The organism is Nostoc sp. (assembly GCF_054880495.1).
On record NZ_JBTYKD010000137.1, the window covers coordinates 1 to 19,172 of the forward strand.

Here is a 19,172-nt window from a genome sequence, read left to right on the forward strand (position 1 = left end):
GCAAAGGCAAAGGTAATACCTGTACCACTACCACCAACTATTGTCACATTGTGGTCAACATCAGCACGGTCGGGTACCCAGTCATCAGGATAGGGGCCAAGTAGGCGTAGCGCCTCACGCGCACCAAAATTAGGGTCAGTTGTTGTTGTCATGTCAATCTTCTAGGGTAAAACGCTATGCGTGTATCCTTTGTTGCTGAGGAACCAGATGTAGAGGAGCAAGGAAGTTATTTCCTAATCTCTTACGCCGTTACTAAACTCTTATCTGCTTGTGGAGATTCGATGTTAGCTACCTTAGATTCAACCGCCGTACCCTTGAAGAAGTCGGGATTAGCTTGAGTATAAAACTTGTAAGGATTATTGAATACATAAGCCTTAAAGTCCGCTTCAGAAATCACACCTTCTTGTACCAAATCCCAGCTTTCTGCTAGTGGGTCGGTCAAATCTGGCACATCCCAGTGACCAACATCTGAGGAATAAATGGCGTTGATTTTCACACCCAAGGGATTGGCTTTGTCGTTGAATGCTGCTGCTATGGTGCGATCGTCGGACTCGGAACCAAAGAAGAAACTGTTTACCCAGCGATCGCGGATGTCTTCAATTGTTTCAATCCCGGCGGCGGCAAAATCTTCTAGTTCGCTACCAACGGGTGAGCGGCTATGACGGTTGAAGGAAGCACCCAAGACACTCTTTGTCAGTTCTTCTTTAGTGAGGGAATGTGCTTCTAGGAATTCACTACCGAAACGCTCAAACAACACGAACAACTCATCAGAATTTGTCAGTTCTGGGTTGTAGTTTTGCAGTCCCTTAAGATTGCGCTTAGAGAAACGATCTACTAAATGAATGTAGACGTGAGCGCCCCAATCTGCCCCACCTTCAAGCATACCTACGCGCAACTGTGGGAAACGTTTGGTAACACCACCAAAGAACAGTGCTTTGGCAAATGCTTGTGAGCCATCGCCGAAGTGACCGATATGGTTGTTCATGTAGTTACTGATCGAGGAGCGTCCAGTCCAACCTTGACTGCCGTAATGGGTAGTAACGGGTACACCTAATTCAACAGCCTTCGCCCAGAATGGATCGTAGTCGTATTCACTATCCAATCCGTAAAAGTCAATGTAAGAGGCATACTTGGCGATTTCCGGGTATTGATCTGCTGGATATTTATCAGCGATCGCCTTAATTGGCCGTTTCACACCACCAGGAATATTTGCCACCTTCAGTCCCAGTGTTTTTACTGCAAACTCTAACTCCTCAACGGCTTCTTGAGGATCACCCATCGGGATACCAGCTACAGGTGTCAGGCGATCGCTATATTTCCGGTACAAGTCAGCATGATAGTGATTGACCGCCCGTTGCAGTGCTTGACGATTCTCTTTACTTGCTCCAGCCGGTGCCAAAACATTATTCGGAAACAGTACCGAATAATCTGATCCCTGCTCCGCCTGACGCTCATAGAACAGTTCAGGAAGAGTGTAAGTAGCGAGATCCAAAGTATTACGGGTGACTCTAGCCCACCAAGGCGATCGAATTGTGCGATTGTATTGGCGTTCTTCTGGAGTTTGTTGATACCAGTCTTTACCATTGCTCTTGGAATTGAGACGAGAATCTTCCGCCTTACGTAATTCATCTACGAGTTTCGAGCCACCGTATTTAGCAATGTAATCCTCAAGCGCCGGAGTGAAATCATTGGTATGAACATCAGTGTCAATTATCGGATAATTGAGGTTTGCTTTGATTGCGGCGGAACGGGAAGTTTTTAATCTGCTATATTCAGTCATATTTTTTTCCTTGAATAAATGACAGAAGTAGTGGTGATAAATGAGTTATGTTAGCGATAGCGGGGCGTTTAGCCCGTGCTAAGTACAACGACGCATCTGAGTGCTACTTGGTAATTTATTGGATTCAAAGCCCAATAAAACCCTGAAATTTATAGGCGACTTCTCGCATCTAAATAACTCAGCAAAGACAATTACTACAACGGAAAGAACCCATAACGCACTGGCTCACCGGAGGAGTGCCTACAGCACTCGAAATTCACTACTCTTTTGATCAGGACTTACGCTTGTTGTTTGTACTAAGGACTTTAGTCCTGATTTTGTTCAAGTAGTGTCTCGAAGAGAAGACTTTAGTCCTCTCTTCGAGACGCTACGCGAACACTACCAACTCAAAAGAATATACGGCGTTGCGTAAGCCCTATTTATTTACGCCAACACCAATCTCTCATCCACTTGTTTAGCGGCAAATTGATTACCCGGACGACGCAGCCCCAGGTTTTCCCGCAAGGTAGTACCTTCGTATTCAGTACGGAACAATCCACGTTTCTGGAGGATGGGAACAACTAAGTTAACGAAGTCATCTAACCCTGTAGGCAGGATTGGTGGCATGATGTTGAAGCCATCTGCTGCACCATTGTTGAACCATTCCTCTAACTGGTCAGCAATGCTTTCAGGAGTACCAAGGATAGTACGATGACCTCTAGCGGTAGCAAGAGCGAGATATAACTGGCGCAGCGTCAGAGTGCCACGAGTAGCTAAATCCTTGACTAATTTCAGACGACTCTTATTATTATTGGTATCACTGGGTAGTTCGGGAGTTACATCATCTAAAGAATATTTCGACAGATCCACACTTTTGTAATAGTTCTTTAAAATATCCCAAGCTACATCAGGATGAATCAACGATTGCAGAAATTCGTATTTCTCTTGGGCTTCTTCTTCAGTCCGGCCAATGATTGGGAAAGCCCCAGGCATGATTTTTAGATCGTCTGGAGAGCGTCCATATTTCGCCAACCTACCTTTGACATCAGCGTAAAATTCTTGGGCATCGACTAGAGTTTGATTGGCAGTGAAAATCACCTCAGCAGTACGCGCAGCTAAATCCCGTCCAGCTTCCGATGCTCCAGCCTGCACAATCACCGGATAACCTTGAGGTGGACGACCAACGTTCAAGGGGCCTTTGACAGAAAAATGTTTACCCTTGTGGTTAAGTATATGTAGTTTATTCGAGTCAAAATAGATACCAGATTCTCTGTCACGGATGAAAGCATCGTCTTCCCAGCTATCCCAGAGTCCTTTGACCACTTCTACAAACTCTTCCGCACGTTCATAACGTTGGCTATGTTCCGGGTGATGCTCAAGACCGAAATTAAGTGCGGCATTTTCGTTACCCGTGGTCACTACATTCCACCCCGCCCGGCCTTTACTCAAGTGATCCAATGAGGCAAACTTACGTGCCAGAGTGTAAGGTTCTTCATAGGTAGTCGAGGCGGTGGAAATGAAGCCAATGTTTTGAGTTACAGAAGACAAAGCCGAAAAAAGTGTCACTGGCTCGAAATGGACAAGTTTACCGTTGCGTCTCTGCGTTTCGGGATCGGCGCCCCAAACTCCTGGGCTGTCCGCCAAAAAAACTGCATCGAACAAGCCACGTTCGGCGGTTTGGGTAATTTCTTTGTAATGCTCGAAATTAAAACCCGCATCTATTTGTACATCTGGATGTCGCCAAGCAGAAACATGATGTCCAGTGGCTTGAATAAATGCTCCTAAACGTAACTTACGTGTTTTGCTCATCTGCTTTTCTCTTTTTTGGATAGCTAGTACCGCAAGGCGGAAGTCAAAAGTCAAAATGAATAGAAGTTAATACTTCCAAACTACTTGGATTCTTGCCGTAAGTTCTTCTGTAAGATTAATCTTTGCCTGATCAATATTTTTCTGTAGCTCTGGCTAAGTAGTGAGTCGGTAAATGAAACGCTGTAGTTTATTTCTTATAAACTACAATAACTTGATTGATTTACCGTAGTTTATTCATGTAACAAAGCTTTACACACTTACGAGGAAAATGCAAGTTAATTTCCGAATTTGGTATACAGGTATAGAATTATAACAATAGGTTGATGAAATGTGATTATTTCGTTGGTTTAATTTGCCTCCCCACTTTCGGACTACGCAAGTAAGTTCAAAAAGCAAAGCAAATTACTATACTATCTTCAGTAGTAACTTGTGTTGTCCACTACAACTATCTTCGTGAATTAGTGCGAAAATTATAGTGTACTTATACCCTTGTCAATCAGTTAGCTGATGGTGATAATGACGCAACTATGATTAATGGTGCGCTTACCTTTGGTTTTCCAGACTTGTTTAAAGAAGGTAATATCGGTGGGATCATGCTTGGTGTATCAACCTAAAGTTACTAGTAATAATTGTCGCCCCACACCCTGAGCCGCCTTTTGAGAAGATTCAGATACTTCTCTACATTTAGAGCCTTTCTATACCTTCCGAGTGAATGACAATATTCGGATCATCCCAAGTTGTTATGTAATTAGCAAGCTCTGTACATAATGATGCCAACGATCCGATTTGGGTGCGTTCTCACCGCACTACCTTTACTTTCTAGTCAGCAACTCACAAGAAAATCCCATAGCCAAAGCTGAAAAAGGAATATTCCCCACTCCCTATTCTTGGGAGTTGCTTTTTACTTAATTTCGTGTAAAATGTTTTTAATCTACGGTAATTCACTCGATCTATAGTAGTTTAAAGAATAAATACCCGAAGGACAAGGTAATTTTTAGGGTTTGTTCTCCATTGCTTTCTGTCTCAGTAAAACAAACATACATAACACCAAATCTATTCAGTCTTATTGGCGAAATAGCCGTTAATGAAAACTTCATAAAACAACTTGGTAGCTTATGACTATTACTCTCAAAAAGACCAAAACCAGCAAAAAAGCCTTAGAGGTATTATACAACAACAAATACGCTGATAGCATCATCCCTTGGATAGTACCTTTTATAGTGCTACTAATTTGGGAAATTGCTTCCAGAACTGGTTTACTTTCCACCAGAATTCTTCCAGCACCAAGTAGTGTAGTTTTTACAGCAATTAGGTTAGCCTCAACTGGAGAGCTTTTCCGACACATGGGAATCAGTGCCGCACGCGCTATATCTGGTTTTATCGTTGGCGGCGGAATTGGCTTTATTTTGGGAATACTCACTGGGCTTTCTCGCATTGCAGAACAATTGTTAGATAGTTCCTTGCAAATGCTGCGTACTATTCCCAACTTGGCATTAATTCCCCTAGTAATTTTATGGTTTGGAATTGGTGATCAAGCGAGATTATTTCTAGTTTCTATAGGTGTCTTTTTCCCAATTTACCTTAATACCTATCATGGAATTCGGAGTGTAGATCCTCAACTCATTGAAATGGGTAGAGTTTATGGCTTAAAAACATCGCAGCTTTTGTGGCAAATTGTTTTCCCAGGAGCTTTGTCTTCAATTTTGATTGGTGTCCGCTTTTCCTTGGGTATTATGTGGCTATCGTTAATTGTAGCAGAACAAATTGCCGCAGATTCCGGCATTGGCTATATGGCAATGAACGCCCGTGAGTTTATGCAAACAGACGTTGTAGTGTTAAGTATTGTCATTTATGCACTGTTGGGTAAACTAGCAAATTCCATTGCCAATGCTCTAGAAAACAAATTTTTATCATGGAATCCCAATTACACATCGGCTGGGTAAAAGCTCAGGTAAAAAGTTAAACAAGTGTTTAACTTTTTACGTTGATTAATTCATTGTAAAAGCTCCAAGTTGTCAATACCTTAATAACTCGAAAATATCTAAAAAAAGGAAATATCCAGATGGTTTCAAATACACAAGGTTCACAACTAAATATTTTAGGTTTAAGCAAAGTTTTTGGAAATAAAACTGTCTTAAGCTCATTAAATCTAGAAGTAGCACCAGGAGAATTTATTGCTCTTGTGGGGCGTAGTGGTTGCGGTAAAAGTACCTTATTGCGCCTAGTGTCTGGATTAGATAAACCCACTACAGGCGGCATATTATTAGATGGAGAACCACTACGTAAGCTTAGTCATTCTGTAAGAGTGATGTTTCAAGACCCCCGGTTACTACCTTGGAAAAGTGTGATAGATAATGTGGGTCTGGGTTTGCAAGAAAATTGGTATGCAAAAGCTGCGCGGGTATTAGAACAAGTCGGACTCAAAGATAGAGCTGATGAATGGCCGTATGTACTATCTGGAGGACAACGACAACGGGTAGCATTGGCCAGAGCCTTGGCGAGTCAACCACATCTATTACTACTTGATGAGCCTTTAGGAGCATTGGATGCGTTAACTCGCTTAGAAATGCAACATTTAATCGAAGATTTGTGGCAACAGAGAGGCTTTACGGCGTTTTTAGTCACCCATGATGTAGAAGAAGCTGTGGCCTTGGCAGACAGAGTGATAGTAATTGAAGAGGGACGGGTTGCGTTAGATTTACCTGTAAAATTGCCGCGTCCACGAGACAGAGCTAGTGAAGTATTTGTAAATATCAGAGAAGCAGTACTAGAACAAGTTATGAATAATCAAGGCACTCACGCGCATCAATTATTGCAAATGAGTCATTAATACTCTAGCTTTAAGTGGATATCTCATCTAATAAATTAACAAAACCCCAACTACCAAGGGTGGCAATGGAGGTCAAAAATAGAGATATTCACTTAGGTTTTTTGTCCCATGACTGTAAGCATACTTTTTCGGATCTTGCATTTGCAGCTTATCTATGTAAATATTCTATCAGCAAAATACGGTAAATTGCCCAATTTGTCGTAGTATTGATATTGCTTGTAATTTAAATGTATGTATGTTTACTAAGTATTTACCACATCGACTGATGAAGATTGTCAGCAGCTTTCTTCAGAATTATGAAATATCCAGAATTGGCATATTTGCCTTATTCTTTACCTGTGGGTTAAGTTTGACTCTTGTAATATCTGCGTGTTCTGCCAACAATACAGGTAACTCTGTAGCAACACAGACAACAACTCAAGGTGTGGTAGTTCGTATCGGCTATCAAAAAGCGGCGACTATTCTCAGTGCTCTCAAAAACCGAGGTAATTTAGCGCAAGCTTTTACGACTGCTGGTGCTTCGGTGAAATGGGCAGAATTTCCCGCAGGTCCACCTATGCTAGAAGCAATGAACGCAGGTAGTATCGACTTTGGCTATACAGGTGAATCACCACCAATATTTGCCCAAGCCGGAGGTACTCCCTTGCTTTATGTTGCTTATGATCCTTGGAGTCCCAAAGCTGAAGCAATTATTGTATCGAAAGATTCACCAATTAAAACGGTTGCTGACCTGAAAGGGAAAAAATTAGCCTTTGCTAAAGGCTCGAACGCTAACTATCTTGTTGTCAAAGCTGTAGAAGCTGCCGGATTAAACTATAGTGACATTAAACCAGCACATCTAACACCAGCAGATGCCCGTGCAGCATTTACTGGTGGTAAGGTTGATGCTTGGGCAATTTGGGACCCCTACCTAGCAGCAGTTCAACACGACAAAGATGTAAGGATTTTAACAGATGCGACAAATTTAGCACCGAATCGGGGTTACTATCTTGCGCGTCAAGAGTTTGTTAATTCTCACCCAGATTTGTTGAAAACCCTGTTAGATGAAGTCAGTAAAGTAAACAAATGGGCGACAAACAATCCAGAAGAAGTTGCCAAGTTTTTAGAACCAGAGTTAGGTATTCCCGCAGCCGCATTAGAAATTGCTGAAAAACGACGAAAGTATGGCGTTTTACCGCTAACAGATGAAGTAATCGCTCAACAACAAAAGATTGCCGATACTTTTCACAAAATCAAGCTAGTTCCTAAGCAAATCCAAGTCAAAGATATCGTTTGGAACGGTAATAAATCTTAGAAGTTCCTCCCCACTCCCGTTCGGCTACACTCACGGCAAGCCTACTCCCTACTCCCAAAAGCTTATGGACATCAAGACCCAACAAATAAAAACTGATGTACTTGTCATTGGTGGCGGTACAGCCGGGACAATGGCTGGAATTAAAGCCAAACAAGCAAATCCCGATGCAGAGGTGCTGATTTTAGAAAAGGCTAACATCCGACGGAGTGGTGCGATCGCAATGGGTATGGATGGAGTGAATACCGCAGTTATTCCCGGCCATTCTACACCAGAACAATACGTGCGCGAAATCACCCTTGCTAATGATGGCATTGTTAACCAAAAAGCCGTATATCAAACAGGCAAATTAGGTTATGAAGTCATCCAAGAATTAGAAAGCTGGGGTGTGAAATTTCAAAAAGATGCCCAAGGCAACTATGACTTAAAACAAGTGCATCGTGTGGGTAAATATGTCTTACCTATGCCAGAAGGTAAAGACCTCAAAACCATTCTTACCCGCCAAGTCAAACGCCACAAAGTCAAAGTCACAAATCGCGTCATGGCAACCCGTGTGTTAGTCAAAGCCGGACGTGCTATTGGAGCGGTGGGATTTGATGTTAGAAACGGTGATTATATTGTCATTCAAGCGAAAGCGGTTATCTTATCTACAGGTGCTTGTGGCAGATTAGGATTACCTGCTTCTGGCTATCTCTACGGCACTTATGAAAATCCTACCAATGCTGGAGATGGCTATTCAATGGCTTATCATGCCGGAGCAGAACTCAGTAATATTGAATGCTTTCAAGTTAATCCTTTAATCAAAGATTACAACGGCCCCGCCTGTGCCTATGTTGCCGGGCCTTTTGGCGCACATACTGCTAACGCCGAAGGAAATCGCTTCATTAGTTGTGACTATTGGAGTGGTCAAATGATGTTGGAAATCTGGAAAGAATTAAATTCTGGGAAAGGGCCAGTCCAACTTAAAATGACCCATCTTGATGAAGATACAATCGCTGAAATTGAATCAATATTGTGGGCGAATGAACGCCCAAGTAGAGAACGTTTTCATCAAGGCAGAAATGAAGATTATCGCACTCACGGCGTAGAGATGCACATTTCAGAAATTGGCTTATGTAGTGGTCATAGTGCCTCTGGTGTGTGGGTGAATGAAAATGCTCAAACAACCATCCCAGGTTTATATGCAGCCGGAGATATGGCCAGCGTTCCCCATAATTATATGATTGGGGCATTTGTTTTCGGTCGCATAGCCGGAACTCATGCCATTGAATATATCCAAGATTTAGATTTTATCGAACCAGATACGGATTTTTTAGAAGCTGAAAAAGCCAGAATTTATGCACCTTTAGCTCATCCAAATGGTGTACCTCACACCCAGGTAGAATACAAATTAAGACGCTTAGTTAATGATTATCTGCAACCACCCAAATCAGGTAATAAAATCGAGATTGGTTTAAAACATTTTGTCCAATATCAAGAAACATTAGATTTAATGGGCGCTCGTGACCCTCATGAATTGATGCGCTGTATAGAAGTGCATTTTATTAGGGACTGTGCAGAAATGGCAGCCAGAGCATCATTATATCGTCAAGAAACTCGTTGGGGACTTTATCATTACCGTTTAGATTACCCCGAAAAGAATGATGATGAGTGGTTTTGTCATGTCAACTTAAAGAAAGATGAATTTGAGCAAATGGTATTGTTCAAGCGTCCTGTAGATCCTTACATTGTGGATATAAATTTACATCATGAAATTTATGATATAGCAGTGAAATAAATATGTGTAATGATAGGTGATAGCTACAATGCTGATATCGCTGGAGCATTACGGGCGGATATACAAGCAATTTTAGTCAAGAAACCTAATGATAAAAATTATAAACTTTATAGTCCAGATTTCAGAGGAGTACTAAAAAGAATTACAAAAGTTTCAACTATGCAAGAAAGCATTTTCGTGAATTAAAGAATTGAATGAGTTATAAAGCCATAATTTTTGATCTCGATAATACACTGTTGAATTTTGAGCTATGTGAACGCCAAGCTATTCTTGGCGCGTTAGAAGCTTGTGGAATTTCTTTAGACTTACATGGAGTAAATGAAACTAGTTTTCTTCGAGTATATGAAACTTATAACTCCAAGTATTGGAAACAGCGAGAAACTTTTTCTCCTGGTGAGTTGATAGAGATGTCTTACCGAAGTACACTTGCTCAATTAGATATACAAACAGATAAAATCAGCCATCTTAGTCAAAATTTCTGGCATATTTTTAATCATTCTGCTGTAATAGAACCTGATGTAAATGAAGTACTAGCTGCTCTCGCAGGTAGTTATCGTTTGGCTGTCATCACTAACGGTTTTGTATCAGCACAAATACCGAGAATGCAAGCTGCGGGAATCGAGCATTTTTTTGAGGAAGTTGTAGTTTCTGAAGCAATTGGTTTTGCTAAACCATCTCCTGAAATATTTCATCATGCGTTATCTAGATTAGATTTAACACCAGCACAAGTACTTTAGGAGATTCTCTCACTCATGACTATGCGGGAGCAATGCAAGTCAATATTGATTTTTGCTATTACAACCGAAAAAACCAAGTTTTACCACAAGAAGTGCAACCAAAATTTCTAATAAGCGAACTCTTAAAATTGCTAGAATTGGTTAGTTAACAGATTTTTGATTTATTGATTTAAAGCTTAAATATTTTTTTAATCTTATTTTTAGGGATTTTATAATAAATATGTCTATTTATAATTCAATTGGTCAACAATATTCAAAAACTCGCGTTCCTGATATTCGCATTGTCAAGAAACTAATTGATTTCCTCAATTTACCCAAAGGTAGCATTATCGCTGATATTGGTGCTGGTACTGGTGGTTACAGCCTAGCACTAGCTAACCAAGGATTTTTTGTTAATGCTATTGAACCTTCTGTAGTCATGCAAAAACAAGCAGTAGAACATCAGCAAATTAAGTGGTTTACTGGCTATGCAGAAAATTTACCTCTACCAGATCAGTCTGTTGATGCTGTTGTAAGTATCCTGGCAATTCATCACTTTTCTCATCTCGAAAAAGCTTTTCAGGAAATGCAGAGAATAATTAGAGATGGGGCAATAACTTTGTTAACTTTTGATATTAGATTATCTCAGAAGATATGGCTTTATGATTATTTTCCGTTTTTGTGGGAAGATGCGTTAGGATTTTTACCACTTAACGAACAGGTTAATTTAATTCAGAGTAATACTAAAAGGCGTGTTGAAGCCATACCTCTTTTGTTACCATACGATTTATCTGATTTATTCGCAGCAGCAGGCTGGAGACGACCAGAGTTATATCTTCAACCAGAAGTACGTGCAGGAATATCATCTTTTGCTTTAGCTAATCAAGATTTAGCAGAGCAAGGAGTAAAGTTACTTGCAGCAGATTTAAGTAGTGGAAAATGGAGGAAAAAATATGGTTATATTCACAATTTGACAGAGATTGATATAGGCTATCGTTTTATGCGTGCAACGCTGGATAACTAAATAATTGTAATTTAAAATTAAATTATGATAAACAAAGTTAGTGTAAGTGAGAAAATTAAAATTAGACAAGCTGAGATTAAAGATGTAGAGAGAATTGCTAGTCTTTGCGAACAACTTGAATATTGTGTGACAAATCAACAAATAGAGCAGCGCCTTACTAAAATTAAAAATAACGATGCTCATATTGTGTATGTTGCCACTTTAGAAGATGAATATATAATAGCTTGGGCGCACGCTCATATTTGTGACTCAATAGTTATTCCAACTCCAGCGATTATTTTGGGATTAGTTGTAGATAAAGATTATCGTCATAGTGGAATTGGACGTTTTTTGATGCAGCAAATTGAACAGTGGGCTTCTCTGGCTGGATGTGATAGTGTTCTGTTACGTTCTAATATTAAACGCAAAGAAGCTCACTTGTTTTATGAAAAAATTGGTTATACCAATATCAAGCAATCATTAACTTTTAATAAAAAATTGCTTTAGTGAAAAATATGCAGTTAATTAATACATTTACCACTCACCGTTTGCTTGCTGATCGTCTGCGATTTAAACATTTGAATGAACTTCATCGTATGCATCAAGACCCGCAAGTTATGGCAACTTTGGGCGGTGTTCGTTCTGATGATGAAACACGGCTTTTTATTCTAAATAATTTGAATCATTGGCAGCGTTATGGATTCGGATTATGGGTATTTCGAGACAAAATTAACAATCAGTTTGTTGGCCGTGCTGGTCTTCGGAATACTGATGTAGAAGGTAACGATGAAGTAGAATTAGCTTACGCTCTAATAGCTAAATTCTGGGCTAAAGGGTTAGCGACAGAGATGGGTGAGGAAATATTGAAAATTGGTTTTGAACTACTGAAGTTGCCAGAGATAGTTTGCTTTACTCTAACAACTAACAAAGCGTCACAAAGAGTTATGGAAAAGTTGGGGTTTCAATATGAGCGTGAGATTATCCACGCAAGTTTACCCCATTTATTTTACCGCTTAAAAGTTTAAGTACAAAATAATCGTTTTATGGCTTTAATAAATTAAAGAATAGATGTTCCTGTGATCGTTGTACAAATTCCCTTTTTGTTGCGATAGTGCGATCACTATCTCCCGTAGGTTGGGTGGAACGCAGTGGAACCCACACATGATATCGGGAAAGCAGAAAATATTTACACTATAATAATCTCTCAATTTCTTGGATAAAATTAATGCTAAACCTATTTTATATATTTAATGACTCGCTAAGATTAATATCGCTTGATGTTAGGTTATGGCGCAATATAAATTGTTCATTGTGTTGCCAAGATAGTAACTTGCGCCTCCACCCAACCTACAATAACTACGAATAGTTGCGATAGTGCGATCGCTATCTCCCGTAGGTTGGGTGGAACGTAGTGGAACCCAACACATGCATGATATCGGGAAAGCAGAAAATATTTACACTATAATAATCTCTCAATTTCTTGGATAAAATCAATGCTAAACCTATTTTATATATTTAATTATTCGCTAAGATTAATATCGCTTGATGTTGGGTTATGGCGCAATATAAATTGTTCATTGTGTTGCCAAGATAGTAACTTGCGCCTTCACCCAACCTACAATAACTACGAATAGATTATTCATTTCCTATATTTTCGGGAAATTCTATCTCTATTCCTGAACCCCAATCTATATCGTAAATTCCTTTGTTTACATACAAAATGAAACTTGAATAATTCCAATCTTTAGGTGCTTTAACATATCCATGCTTGACAGGATTATAATAATATAATCAACATGATGAATGAAATCAATTTCGTCTTTAATTTGATGTTCCCAAAATCTGCGTTGCCAAATAGCTTTTTCACCTTTATTTCGACGTGATATAGAGATTTTTCCTTGATATTGAATATCACAATGATGGCTAAAATAATTTTTTATTAATCGCCAACGATCCGAAAAATCACTGTCCCCTGGTGGTAACGTCCAAATACAGTGTATGTGGTTTGGTAATATGACAATGGCATCTACAATAAATGGAGATTTGCTTATTACTTCTCTGAATGCTTGTCTTAATAGCAGAATATTCTCTGCATTACAAAGAAATTCCCGGCGGTTATGAGTAACAATGGTAAAGAAAAATGTACCTCCTTCTATCTTGGCTCTGCGATATTCCATAATGCCTATAAACAAGCTACAATCGTGAGATAATTCATGTAAGCTTACCTTATTTATTTTACCGTTTAGCAGTTTCAGTACAAAATCATGGAGTTATTTTATGGCTTTAATCAATCAAAGAGTAGATGTTCCTGTTATCGTTGATGAATCGAAATGTCTAGAAAAATGCACAGCTTGTATTGAAGTTTGTCCCTTGGATGTGTTGGCAAAAAATCCAGAGACTGGGAAAGCCTATATGAAATATGATGAGTGTTGGTTTTGTCTACCTTGTGAAAAAGAATGTCCAACCAATGCAATTACAGTACAAATCCCGTTTTTATTACGTTAAATCTTCTCTTATCTTCTGTGGTAAAAATTAATGAATGATGACCTCAAGCATTGGCTAGAAATGTTGCGATCGCCTGAGATAAATGACCGGATAGTAGCCGTCAAAACCTTGCAGCATCTAGGCGATGAAGAAACAATAGATGCTTTAATCATCGCTTTGAAAGATGAAAATACTACGGTTCAAAAAATAGCAATATCTGCCATTTGGGAAATTGCCAATCCTGCTGCAATCCCGGCTTTAATTGAATGTCTGAGTTCAACAGATGCAGATATTCGCACTGAAGCCGCATCAGCATTAAACGAGTTAATCACACAAGCCGAATTGTTGCTTTTACTAGATAAACTCCCAAGTAATGATGTAAATATTCAATTAAATATTTTGGTGCTTTTGCGGAAGATACATGACATTCAATCTTTACCCGACATTTTACCATTTTTAGAATCACAAAATCCTGAATTAAGAGAAGTAGCCGTTACGACACTGCGATATATCAATCAACTCGAAAAATGTCCACAAGCTTTAAATTTAATCCTTGATCAAGAAGCAACTGTACGTCGTGCTGCTGCTTTAACTTTAGAACATTTACAAGATACAGAGGTGATTACAATACTTTGTCAAGCACTCACAAATGATAGTGACTGGCAAGTTCGCCGGAATGCAGCCAAATCTCTGACTATTCATGCAAATAATCAAGCGATTTCAGCATTAGAAATAGCCTTAAATGATGAACATTGGCAAGTGCGGAAATCAGTAGCACAAGCTTTGCAAAAAATTCCAGATATTCAAGTTATGCCGATATTAATTCAAGCATTAACAGATGAATATGCAGATGTCCGCAAAGAAGCCGCGATCGCACTTGGGAATTTAGCTCACCCCGACGTTATTAACCCCCTACAACAAGCCTTAGATGATCCTGACAAAGAAGTGTCTATCCAAGCACAACGGGCAATTCAGAAGATTCAAACAGATAGAATAGTATCAAGGGAGCAGTAAATTACTAAGGGAAAGCGTAATGGACAATCCATTTCCTGGAATGAATCCGTATTTGGAACAGCCTGAACTTTGGCATCAAGTTCACAATCGTTTGATTGTAGCGATCGCTGATGACCTAACTCCCCAAATCGTCCCTAAATACCGAGTTTCCATTGAAGAGCGAGTTTACACCAGTGTAGATGATGTCTTACTCGTAGGAATTGCTGATGTAGCAGTTGCTAAACGTAACACTACAGATAACAGTACAACTTTGACTGCTGCGAAACTTGCTGAACCCAGTAAAGTGAAAGTTCCTATACCTGAAGAGATAACTGAGCGATTTTTAGAGGTGCGAGCAACTCCAACCAAAGAAGTAGTTGCTGTGATTGAAATACTTTCCCCCAAAAATAAACGCTCCAAAGAAGGTAGAGCCGCCTACGAAAGCAAACGACAGAAAATTTTGGCTTCTGCAACCAACTTAGTAGAAATTGACCTCTTGAGACAAGGTGAGCCAATGCCTATTTTTGGAGCGACAACTACAGATTATAGTATTTTGGTGAGTCGCAGCTACAATAGACCTGATGCAGATTTATATACTTTCGATTTAAAAAACCCAATTCCTGTTTTTCCTGTACCTTTGCGTGAGGGAGAACCTGAACCGATAGTTGAATTGCAAAGGTTATTAAACGAAGTTTACGAACGTGCTAGATTTGACTTGGCAATTGATTATTCACAACCTTTAAAGACAGTGCGTAGGCGTAGCCAGCCGCAGCCATCGCCACAGGAAGAAGCTTGGTTTAGAGAAATTTTGGAGAGGATTTAAATGAGTATGATCATTCCTGGTTACTCAGTAATATCAACCCGATCAAAGCTTTACTAATTTCGCAATACAAATTCTTTACTCCAAATTATTTATCTCTTCTTATCAGCAATATCTAACTACCAATTTCCCTTTTTATATCGAAAAGATATGACTACAGACCATCAGCAAGAAGTCATCCAACTACTCAAACAAATCATTGAACCTACCTTAAAAAATGACATCGTTAGTTTGGGAATGATCCGAAACTTACGCATAGTTGATGACTATATTTACTTACGGTTATATATTGGTTCTCATCAGCACCAATTACAGCCAGAAATTCAATCTAAATTATCATCTCTATCTTGGTGTAAAAAAACTTATATTCAAATTTGTACAATTCCCGGTGTTAAAATAACTCTTGCAATTTCTAGTGGTAAAGGTGGTGTGGGCAAATCCACAACAGCCGTTAATATCGCCGCAGCTTTAAAATTACAAGGTGCAAAAGTAGGACTATTAGATGCTGATGTTTATGGCCCCAATGTTCCCCAGATGTTGGGTTTAGGACAAGCTGATATTCAAGTGATTAATACTCCCACAGGTGATAAGTTTTTACCTCTAGAAGTTCAGGGAATCAAAATAATGTCAGTGGGTTTACTTGCAGAAGCAAATCGTCCTTTGGCATGGCGAGGGCCTGTATTGCATAAAATTATCACGCAATTTTTGCAAGATGTGGAATGGGGGGAATTAGATTATTTATTGATAGATTTACCTCCCGGTACAGGTGATGCTCAAATTACAATTATCCAAGAAAGCCCAATTTGTGGAGTCATTTTAGTGACAACTCCTCAACAAGTGGCTGTTGCAGATGTACGACGTAATATATATATGTTTCGCCAAGTGGGTGTTCCTGTCCTTGGCATCGTTGAAAATATGAGTTATTTAATTTGCGGTGATTGTGGTTCACGCACACCGATTTTTGGTAGTGGTGGCGGCGAACAACTGGCCGCAGAATTACAAGCGCCTCTGTTGGGACAAATTCCCATTGATTCCCGCATTTGTAGCGGTAGTGATACTGGAAATCCGATTGCGAGCAGCGAATATGCTTCACCAGCAAGGGAGGTTTTTACACAAATAGCTACTTCATTAAATACTACTTTTACATCACACAATCAAACTACGCAGGTTGAACAAGCTTAGTAGCTTCAGGAACTTCAATCAATTGCCCTGTTTTGACCAAATAAGGCAAAAGTAAAAAGTGAGCCAGCGCCGTCTTAGGGGTTTTAGTTTGATGCAGTTTCGTCTGAAAGAGCATTAATAATTTCTCTCAGGGGGCGATCGCGATCGCGTTCTTCTGGTGTTTCCTTACCTAAAGATGTATCTTTTACCAAGCGGTAAACGTCGGCGGCTCCGTAAAAAATCCGCTCAGTCAGACCTAACTCTTGAAAGGTTTCAGCAATTTCTTCCATTTCTCCTATCCAACGATGTGCTTTTGGTGTCATGGATGGAATGGAACGGGTGAGAATAGCAGCAAGTTCTGGTTGGCTACTAGATACTTCCTCCCATAGTTGCTCATCCAAGCCTAAGCGATGGGCGGCAATCAGTAATTCTGTGCCAATCGCTGTTAGTCCTTTTGTTAGGGCGGCGTAAGACATCTTCAATCCAGAAGCCTGACCAATTTCATCGCCAATCACTCGTATATCTAACCCATAATTCCGCAGTTGTTGAAATTCATCGGTCTGTTTTCCTGACGCATAAATGCGAGTGCGTCCGGGAACTCTAGGAGGGGGGCCAATGATTGAAGCATCTACGAATGTGGCTCCCACTGATTCAATAACTTGGGCAATACGTTTTACTTTTTGGGGTGCGATCGCATTACCATCAACGTACAGAATTTGTTTCCCTAGATTATTTATTACTTCAGCTACTTGCTTTGCTGCTTCTGTTGCGGCGGCGGGCACTAGAACTGATAACACCACATCAGATTCAATTACCAGTTGTGTGAGGGAACCCACATCTTGGATGTTACCTGCGGCGGCTAATTGCCGAGTTCTGGGACTGCGATCGTTTAGGGCGGCAATGGTTTTCAATCCATTTTGATTGAGAACGGCTGCGATCGCCTGTCCCATGTCACCCGGACTTAAAATACCAACTGTTTGGATTTGCATGGAAAGCTTGATTGTTACCTGTATTCAGCTTTTGACTAATATTTACCAATACGCTGATTCTGGTGATTGAGTTATGAGACAAACTACGGTAAATTGAGAGAGTTGCCGTAATTCTTCTAAGTAGGAACTTACCATACATCATTCCCAGAAAGCAAGCTATTTAGGCAAGTATTGCAGTGAAGGCAGTAATCAGACTAGTTAATGAAAATGATGCTCTACAAATGCTGGCAATTTATGCGCCAATTGTGTGGGAAACTGCAATTTCTTTTGAAGTAGAACCACCCAGTGAAACAGAATTTCAACAGCGTATCAAGAGCTATCAACAGCAGATGCCTTGGCTAGTTTGCGAAATTAATCAAGAGGTTGTAGGCTACGCCTACGCTAGACCCTACCATACCCGTGCTGCTTACCAATGGTCTGTGGAATCATCTGTGTACGTCAGTGCTAATTATCGCAGAAAAGGAATTGCTAGAGCTTTGTATACTTCTCTGTTGAAATTGCTGCGACTCCAAGGATTTTATAACGTTGTTGCTGCGATCGCTTTACCCAATCAACCAAGTGTGGCTGTACATGAGTCTGTTGGTTTTTCACCTATGGGTGTCTTGCGTCGAGTTGGCTATAAATTTGGTCAGTGGCATGATGTAGGTTACTGGCAATTATCTTTACAACCAGAGTCATATTTCTTGACTGATGGCGACATGACCACACAATCTGTAAATCCACCTGTTTCTCTGGCAGAAATACAAAAATCACCTCTTTGGAATAAAGCTTTAACGAGTGGATTGTTGCTACTTCGAGTTTAATTAATACAAATTTTCAAACGTTAAACATCACGTTATTAAATTGGACAAAGGAAATTTTTTTAAGCAAGGTTAAATTAATGGAAGGTTTTCTAAAAAGCTCTGAAACCGAAATAGTGAAAAGCGAAATAGCAAAGCAAATTTATGCAGTTTCACATCTAGTTGGGTCGTTTCAACTTCGCTCTGGACGAATATCAAACGAATACTTTGATAAGTATCAGTTTGAAGCAGATCCAATTTTACTTAATGCTGTTGTTAGGCAGATGATTACTCTCATTCCAAGTGATATCGAAGTACTTGCAGGTCTAGAACTTGGTGGCATTTCGATAGTGACGCTCTTATCACACTACTCTAGTTTACCTACTGCTTTTGTGAGAAAAGAGGCGAAAAAATATGGAACTTCCCGATTAGCTGAAGGTGTAGAGATTAATAATCGGAAGGTGCTGATTGTAGAAGATGTAGTAACTTCTGGTGGTCAAATTATTATCTCAGCCAATCAACTGCGTCAACTTGGCGCTCAAATTGATTACGCACTCTGCGTGATCGACCGCGAGGAAGGTGCTATTGATAAACTCTTAGCGGAAGGTATTACACTGCTTTCTCTACTAAAGCGGAGTGATTTTCCTAATTAGGATTTAGGTCATATAAAAAGTGCTGTTACTGTTACCGAAAGAAGAGTTATGACTCAAGAACTATGGACAGAAGTTGATCGTTACATTACTGATTTGCTTATACCTTAT

At 39.8% G+C, this 19,172-nt stretch carries 18 protein-coding genes and 1 pseudogene; 15 read left to right on the plus strand and 4 right to left on the minus strand.

All coding sequences use genetic code 11. The annotated features are described in order from the left end of the window. Positions 1 to 241 precede the first annotated feature (241 nt). Positions 242 to 1,780 (minus strand): amidohydrolase family protein, encoded by a 1,539-nt coding sequence (locus tag ACYTXL_RS14425; RefSeq protein ID WP_461925335.1) that lies wholly within the window; start codon positions 1,778 to 1,780, stop codon positions 242 to 244. 423 nt (positions 1,781 to 2,203) lie between these two features. Continuing rightward, positions 2,204 to 3,568, minus strand: a complete 1,365-nt coding sequence (locus ACYTXL_RS14430) for an LLM class flavin-dependent oxidoreductase (RefSeq protein WP_461925336.1) — start codon at positions 3,566 to 3,568, stop codon at positions 2,204 to 2,206. Positions 3,569 to 4,683: 1,115 nt separating this feature from the next. On the opposite strand from ACYTXL_RS14430, the gene ACYTXL_RS14435 reads away from it, so the two are divergent. The 9 genes from ACYTXL_RS14435 to ACYTXL_RS14475 all read left to right on the plus strand — a co-directional run bounded on the left by ACYTXL_RS14435 (position 4,684) and on the right by ACYTXL_RS14475 (position 12,210). Then, positions 4,684 to 5,511: an ABC transporter permease subunit gene (locus ACYTXL_RS14435; RefSeq protein ID WP_461925337.1), complete on the plus strand. Its 828-nt coding sequence runs from the start codon at positions 4,684 to 4,686 to the stop codon at positions 5,509 to 5,511. Positions 5,512 to 5,630: 119 nt separating this feature from the next. Continuing rightward, positions 5,631 to 6,398 (plus strand): ATP-binding cassette domain-containing protein, encoded by a 768-nt coding sequence (locus ACYTXL_RS14440; RefSeq protein WP_461925338.1) that lies wholly within the window; start codon positions 5,631 to 5,633, stop codon positions 6,396 to 6,398. A gap of 235 nt (positions 6,399 to 6,633) precedes the next feature. Beyond that, positions 6,634 to 7,692, plus strand: a complete 1,059-nt coding sequence (locus ACYTXL_RS14445) for a sulfonate ABC transporter substrate-binding protein (RefSeq protein WP_461925339.1) — start codon at positions 6,634 to 6,636, stop codon at positions 7,690 to 7,692. Positions 7,693 to 7,756: 64 nt separating this feature from the next. Next, on the plus strand, positions 7,757 to 9,466 hold the full coding sequence (locus ACYTXL_RS14450; RefSeq protein ID WP_461925340.1) for a fumarate reductase/succinate dehydrogenase flavoprotein subunit: 1,710 nt from the start codon (positions 7,757 to 7,759) through the stop codon (positions 9,464 to 9,466). 9 nt (positions 9,467 to 9,475) lie between these two features. Continuing rightward, positions 9,476 to 9,652 (plus strand): HAD hydrolase-like protein, encoded by a 177-nt coding sequence (locus ACYTXL_RS14455; protein WP_461925341.1) that lies wholly within the window; start codon positions 9,476 to 9,478, stop codon positions 9,650 to 9,652. Positions 9,653 to 9,660: 8 nt separating this feature from the next. Next, the gene (locus ACYTXL_RS14460) at positions 9,661 to 10,203 is read left to right on the plus strand and encodes an HAD family hydrolase (RefSeq protein ID WP_461925342.1); all 543 of its coding nucleotides are present in this window, start codon (positions 9,661 to 9,663) and stop codon (positions 10,201 to 10,203) included. Positions 10,204 to 10,423: 220 nt separating this feature from the next. Next, positions 10,424 to 11,206: a class I SAM-dependent methyltransferase gene (locus tag ACYTXL_RS14465; protein WP_461925343.1), complete on the plus strand. Its 783-nt coding sequence runs from the start codon at positions 10,424 to 10,426 to the stop codon at positions 11,204 to 11,206. Positions 11,207 to 11,230: 24 nt separating this feature from the next. Then, a complete protein-coding gene (locus ACYTXL_RS14470) occupies positions 11,231 to 11,692 on the plus strand; it encodes a GNAT family N-acetyltransferase (protein WP_461925344.1) in 462 nt (153 codons plus the stop codon). Between the two features lie 8 nt (positions 11,693 to 11,700). Beyond that, positions 11,701 to 12,210, plus strand: coding sequence for a GNAT family N-acetyltransferase (locus ACYTXL_RS14475; RefSeq protein WP_461925351.1), 510 nt, complete (start codon positions 11,701 to 11,703; stop codon positions 12,208 to 12,210). A 610-nt stretch (positions 12,211 to 12,820) separates the two neighbouring features. On the opposite strand, the pseudogene ACYTXL_RS14480 reads toward ACYTXL_RS14475, so the two are convergent. Further along, a pseudogene (locus tag ACYTXL_RS14480) lies at positions 12,821 to 13,362 on the minus strand (REP-associated tyrosine transposase). A 100-nt stretch (positions 13,363 to 13,462) separates the two neighbouring features. On the opposite strand from ACYTXL_RS14480, the gene ACYTXL_RS14485 reads away from it, so the two are divergent. The 4 genes from ACYTXL_RS14485 (at position 13,463) to ACYTXL_RS14500 (ending at position 16,664) form a co-directional block, all read left to right on the plus strand. Further along, positions 13,463 to 13,690, plus strand: coding sequence for a 4Fe-4S dicluster domain-containing protein (locus tag ACYTXL_RS14485; RefSeq protein ID WP_053455107.1), 228 nt, complete (start codon positions 13,463 to 13,465; stop codon positions 13,688 to 13,690). A 30-nt stretch (positions 13,691 to 13,720) separates the two neighbouring features. Continuing rightward, positions 13,721 to 14,683: a HEAT repeat domain-containing protein gene (locus ACYTXL_RS14490; RefSeq protein WP_461925345.1), complete on the plus strand. Its 963-nt coding sequence runs from the start codon at positions 13,721 to 13,723 to the stop codon at positions 14,681 to 14,683. Between the two features lie 19 nt (positions 14,684 to 14,702). Further along, entirely contained in the window at positions 14,703 to 15,485 is a 783-nt protein-coding gene (locus tag ACYTXL_RS14495) for a DUF4058 family protein (protein ID WP_461925346.1), read from the plus strand. Positions 15,486 to 15,632: 147 nt separating this feature from the next. Continuing rightward, positions 15,633 to 16,664 carry an Mrp/NBP35 family ATP-binding protein gene (locus ACYTXL_RS14500; RefSeq protein ID WP_461925347.1) on the plus strand — a complete coding sequence of 344 codons (1,032 nt, stop codon included), beginning with the start codon at positions 15,633 to 15,635 and terminating at the stop codon, positions 16,662 to 16,664. An 83-nt stretch (positions 16,665 to 16,747) separates the two neighbouring features. Here ACYTXL_RS14500 and ACYTXL_RS14505 read toward each other — a convergent pair whose 3' ends face one another. Further along, positions 16,748 to 17,632 (minus strand): NAD(P)-dependent oxidoreductase, encoded by an 885-nt coding sequence (locus tag ACYTXL_RS14505; protein WP_461925348.1) that lies wholly within the window; start codon positions 17,630 to 17,632, stop codon positions 16,748 to 16,750. 176 nt (positions 17,633 to 17,808) lie between these two features. Here ACYTXL_RS14505 and ACYTXL_RS14510 point away from each other — a divergent pair, with 176 nt between their 5' ends. Beyond that, the gene (locus tag ACYTXL_RS14510) at positions 17,809 to 18,435 is read left to right on the plus strand and encodes an arsinothricin resistance N-acetyltransferase ArsN1 family B (protein WP_461925349.1); all 627 of its coding nucleotides are present in this window, start codon (positions 17,809 to 17,811) and stop codon (positions 18,433 to 18,435) included. Positions 18,436 to 18,512: 77 nt separating this feature from the next. Continuing rightward, positions 18,513 to 19,064, plus strand: coding sequence for an orotate phosphoribosyltransferase (gene pyrE / locus ACYTXL_RS14515; protein WP_461925350.1), 552 nt, complete (start codon positions 18,513 to 18,515; stop codon positions 19,062 to 19,064). The last annotated feature ends 108 nt before the right edge of the window (positions 19,065 to 19,172 follow it).

Bases quoted from the DNA above. Each gene is read 5' to 3' on its own strand.
- ACYTXL_RS14475 (WP_461925351.1), top strand. From the start codon at position 11,701: ATGCAGTTAATTAATACATTTACCACTCACCGTTTGCTTGCTGATCGT.
- ACYTXL_RS14485 (WP_053455107.1), top strand. From the start codon at position 13,463: ATGGCTTTAATCAATCAAAGAGTAGATGTTCCTGTTATCGTTGATGAA.
- ACYTXL_RS14455 (WP_461925341.1), top strand. From the start codon at position 9,476: ATGATAGGTGATAGCTACAATGCTGATATCGCTGGAGCATTACGGGCG.
- ACYTXL_RS14425 (WP_461925335.1), bottom strand. From the start codon at position 1,780: ATGACTGAATATAGCAGATTAAAAACTTCCCGTTCCGCCGCAATCAAA.
- ACYTXL_RS14435 (WP_461925337.1), top strand. From the start codon at position 4,684: ATGACTATTACTCTCAAAAAGACCAAAACCAGCAAAAAAGCCTTAGAG.
- ACYTXL_RS14505 (WP_461925348.1), bottom strand. From the start codon at position 17,632: ATGCAAATCCAAACAGTTGGTATTTTAAGTCCGGGTGACATGGGACAG.
- ACYTXL_RS14465 (WP_461925343.1), top strand. From the start codon at position 10,424: ATGTCTATTTATAATTCAATTGGTCAACAATATTCAAAAACTCGCGTT.
- ACYTXL_RS14440 (WP_461925338.1), top strand. From the start codon at position 5,631: ATGGTTTCAAATACACAAGGTTCACAACTAAATATTTTAGGTTTAAGC.
- ACYTXL_RS14430 (WP_461925336.1), bottom strand. From the start codon at position 3,568: ATGAGCAAAACACGTAAGTTACGTTTAGGAGCATTTATTCAAGCCACT.
- ACYTXL_RS14450 (WP_461925340.1), top strand. From the start codon at position 7,757: ATGGACATCAAGACCCAACAAATAAAAACTGATGTACTTGTCATTGGT.
- ACYTXL_RS14460 (WP_461925342.1), top strand. From the start codon at position 9,661: ATGAGTTATAAAGCCATAATTTTTGATCTCGATAATACACTGTTGAAT.
- ACYTXL_RS14445 (WP_461925339.1), top strand. From the start codon at position 6,634: ATGTTTACTAAGTATTTACCACATCGACTGATGAAGATTGTCAGCAGC.
- ACYTXL_RS14470 (WP_461925344.1), top strand. From the start codon at position 11,231: ATGATAAACAAAGTTAGTGTAAGTGAGAAAATTAAAATTAGACAAGCT.
- ACYTXL_RS14500 (WP_461925347.1), top strand. From the start codon at position 15,633: ATGACTACAGACCATCAGCAAGAAGTCATCCAACTACTCAAACAAATC.
- pyrE (WP_461925350.1), top strand. From the start codon at position 18,513: ATGGAAGGTTTTCTAAAAAGCTCTGAAACCGAAATAGTGAAAAGCGAA.
- ACYTXL_RS14495 (WP_461925346.1), top strand. From the start codon at position 14,703: ATGGACAATCCATTTCCTGGAATGAATCCGTATTTGGAACAGCCTGAA.
- ACYTXL_RS14490 (WP_461925345.1), top strand. From the start codon at position 13,721: ATGAATGATGACCTCAAGCATTGGCTAGAAATGTTGCGATCGCCTGAG.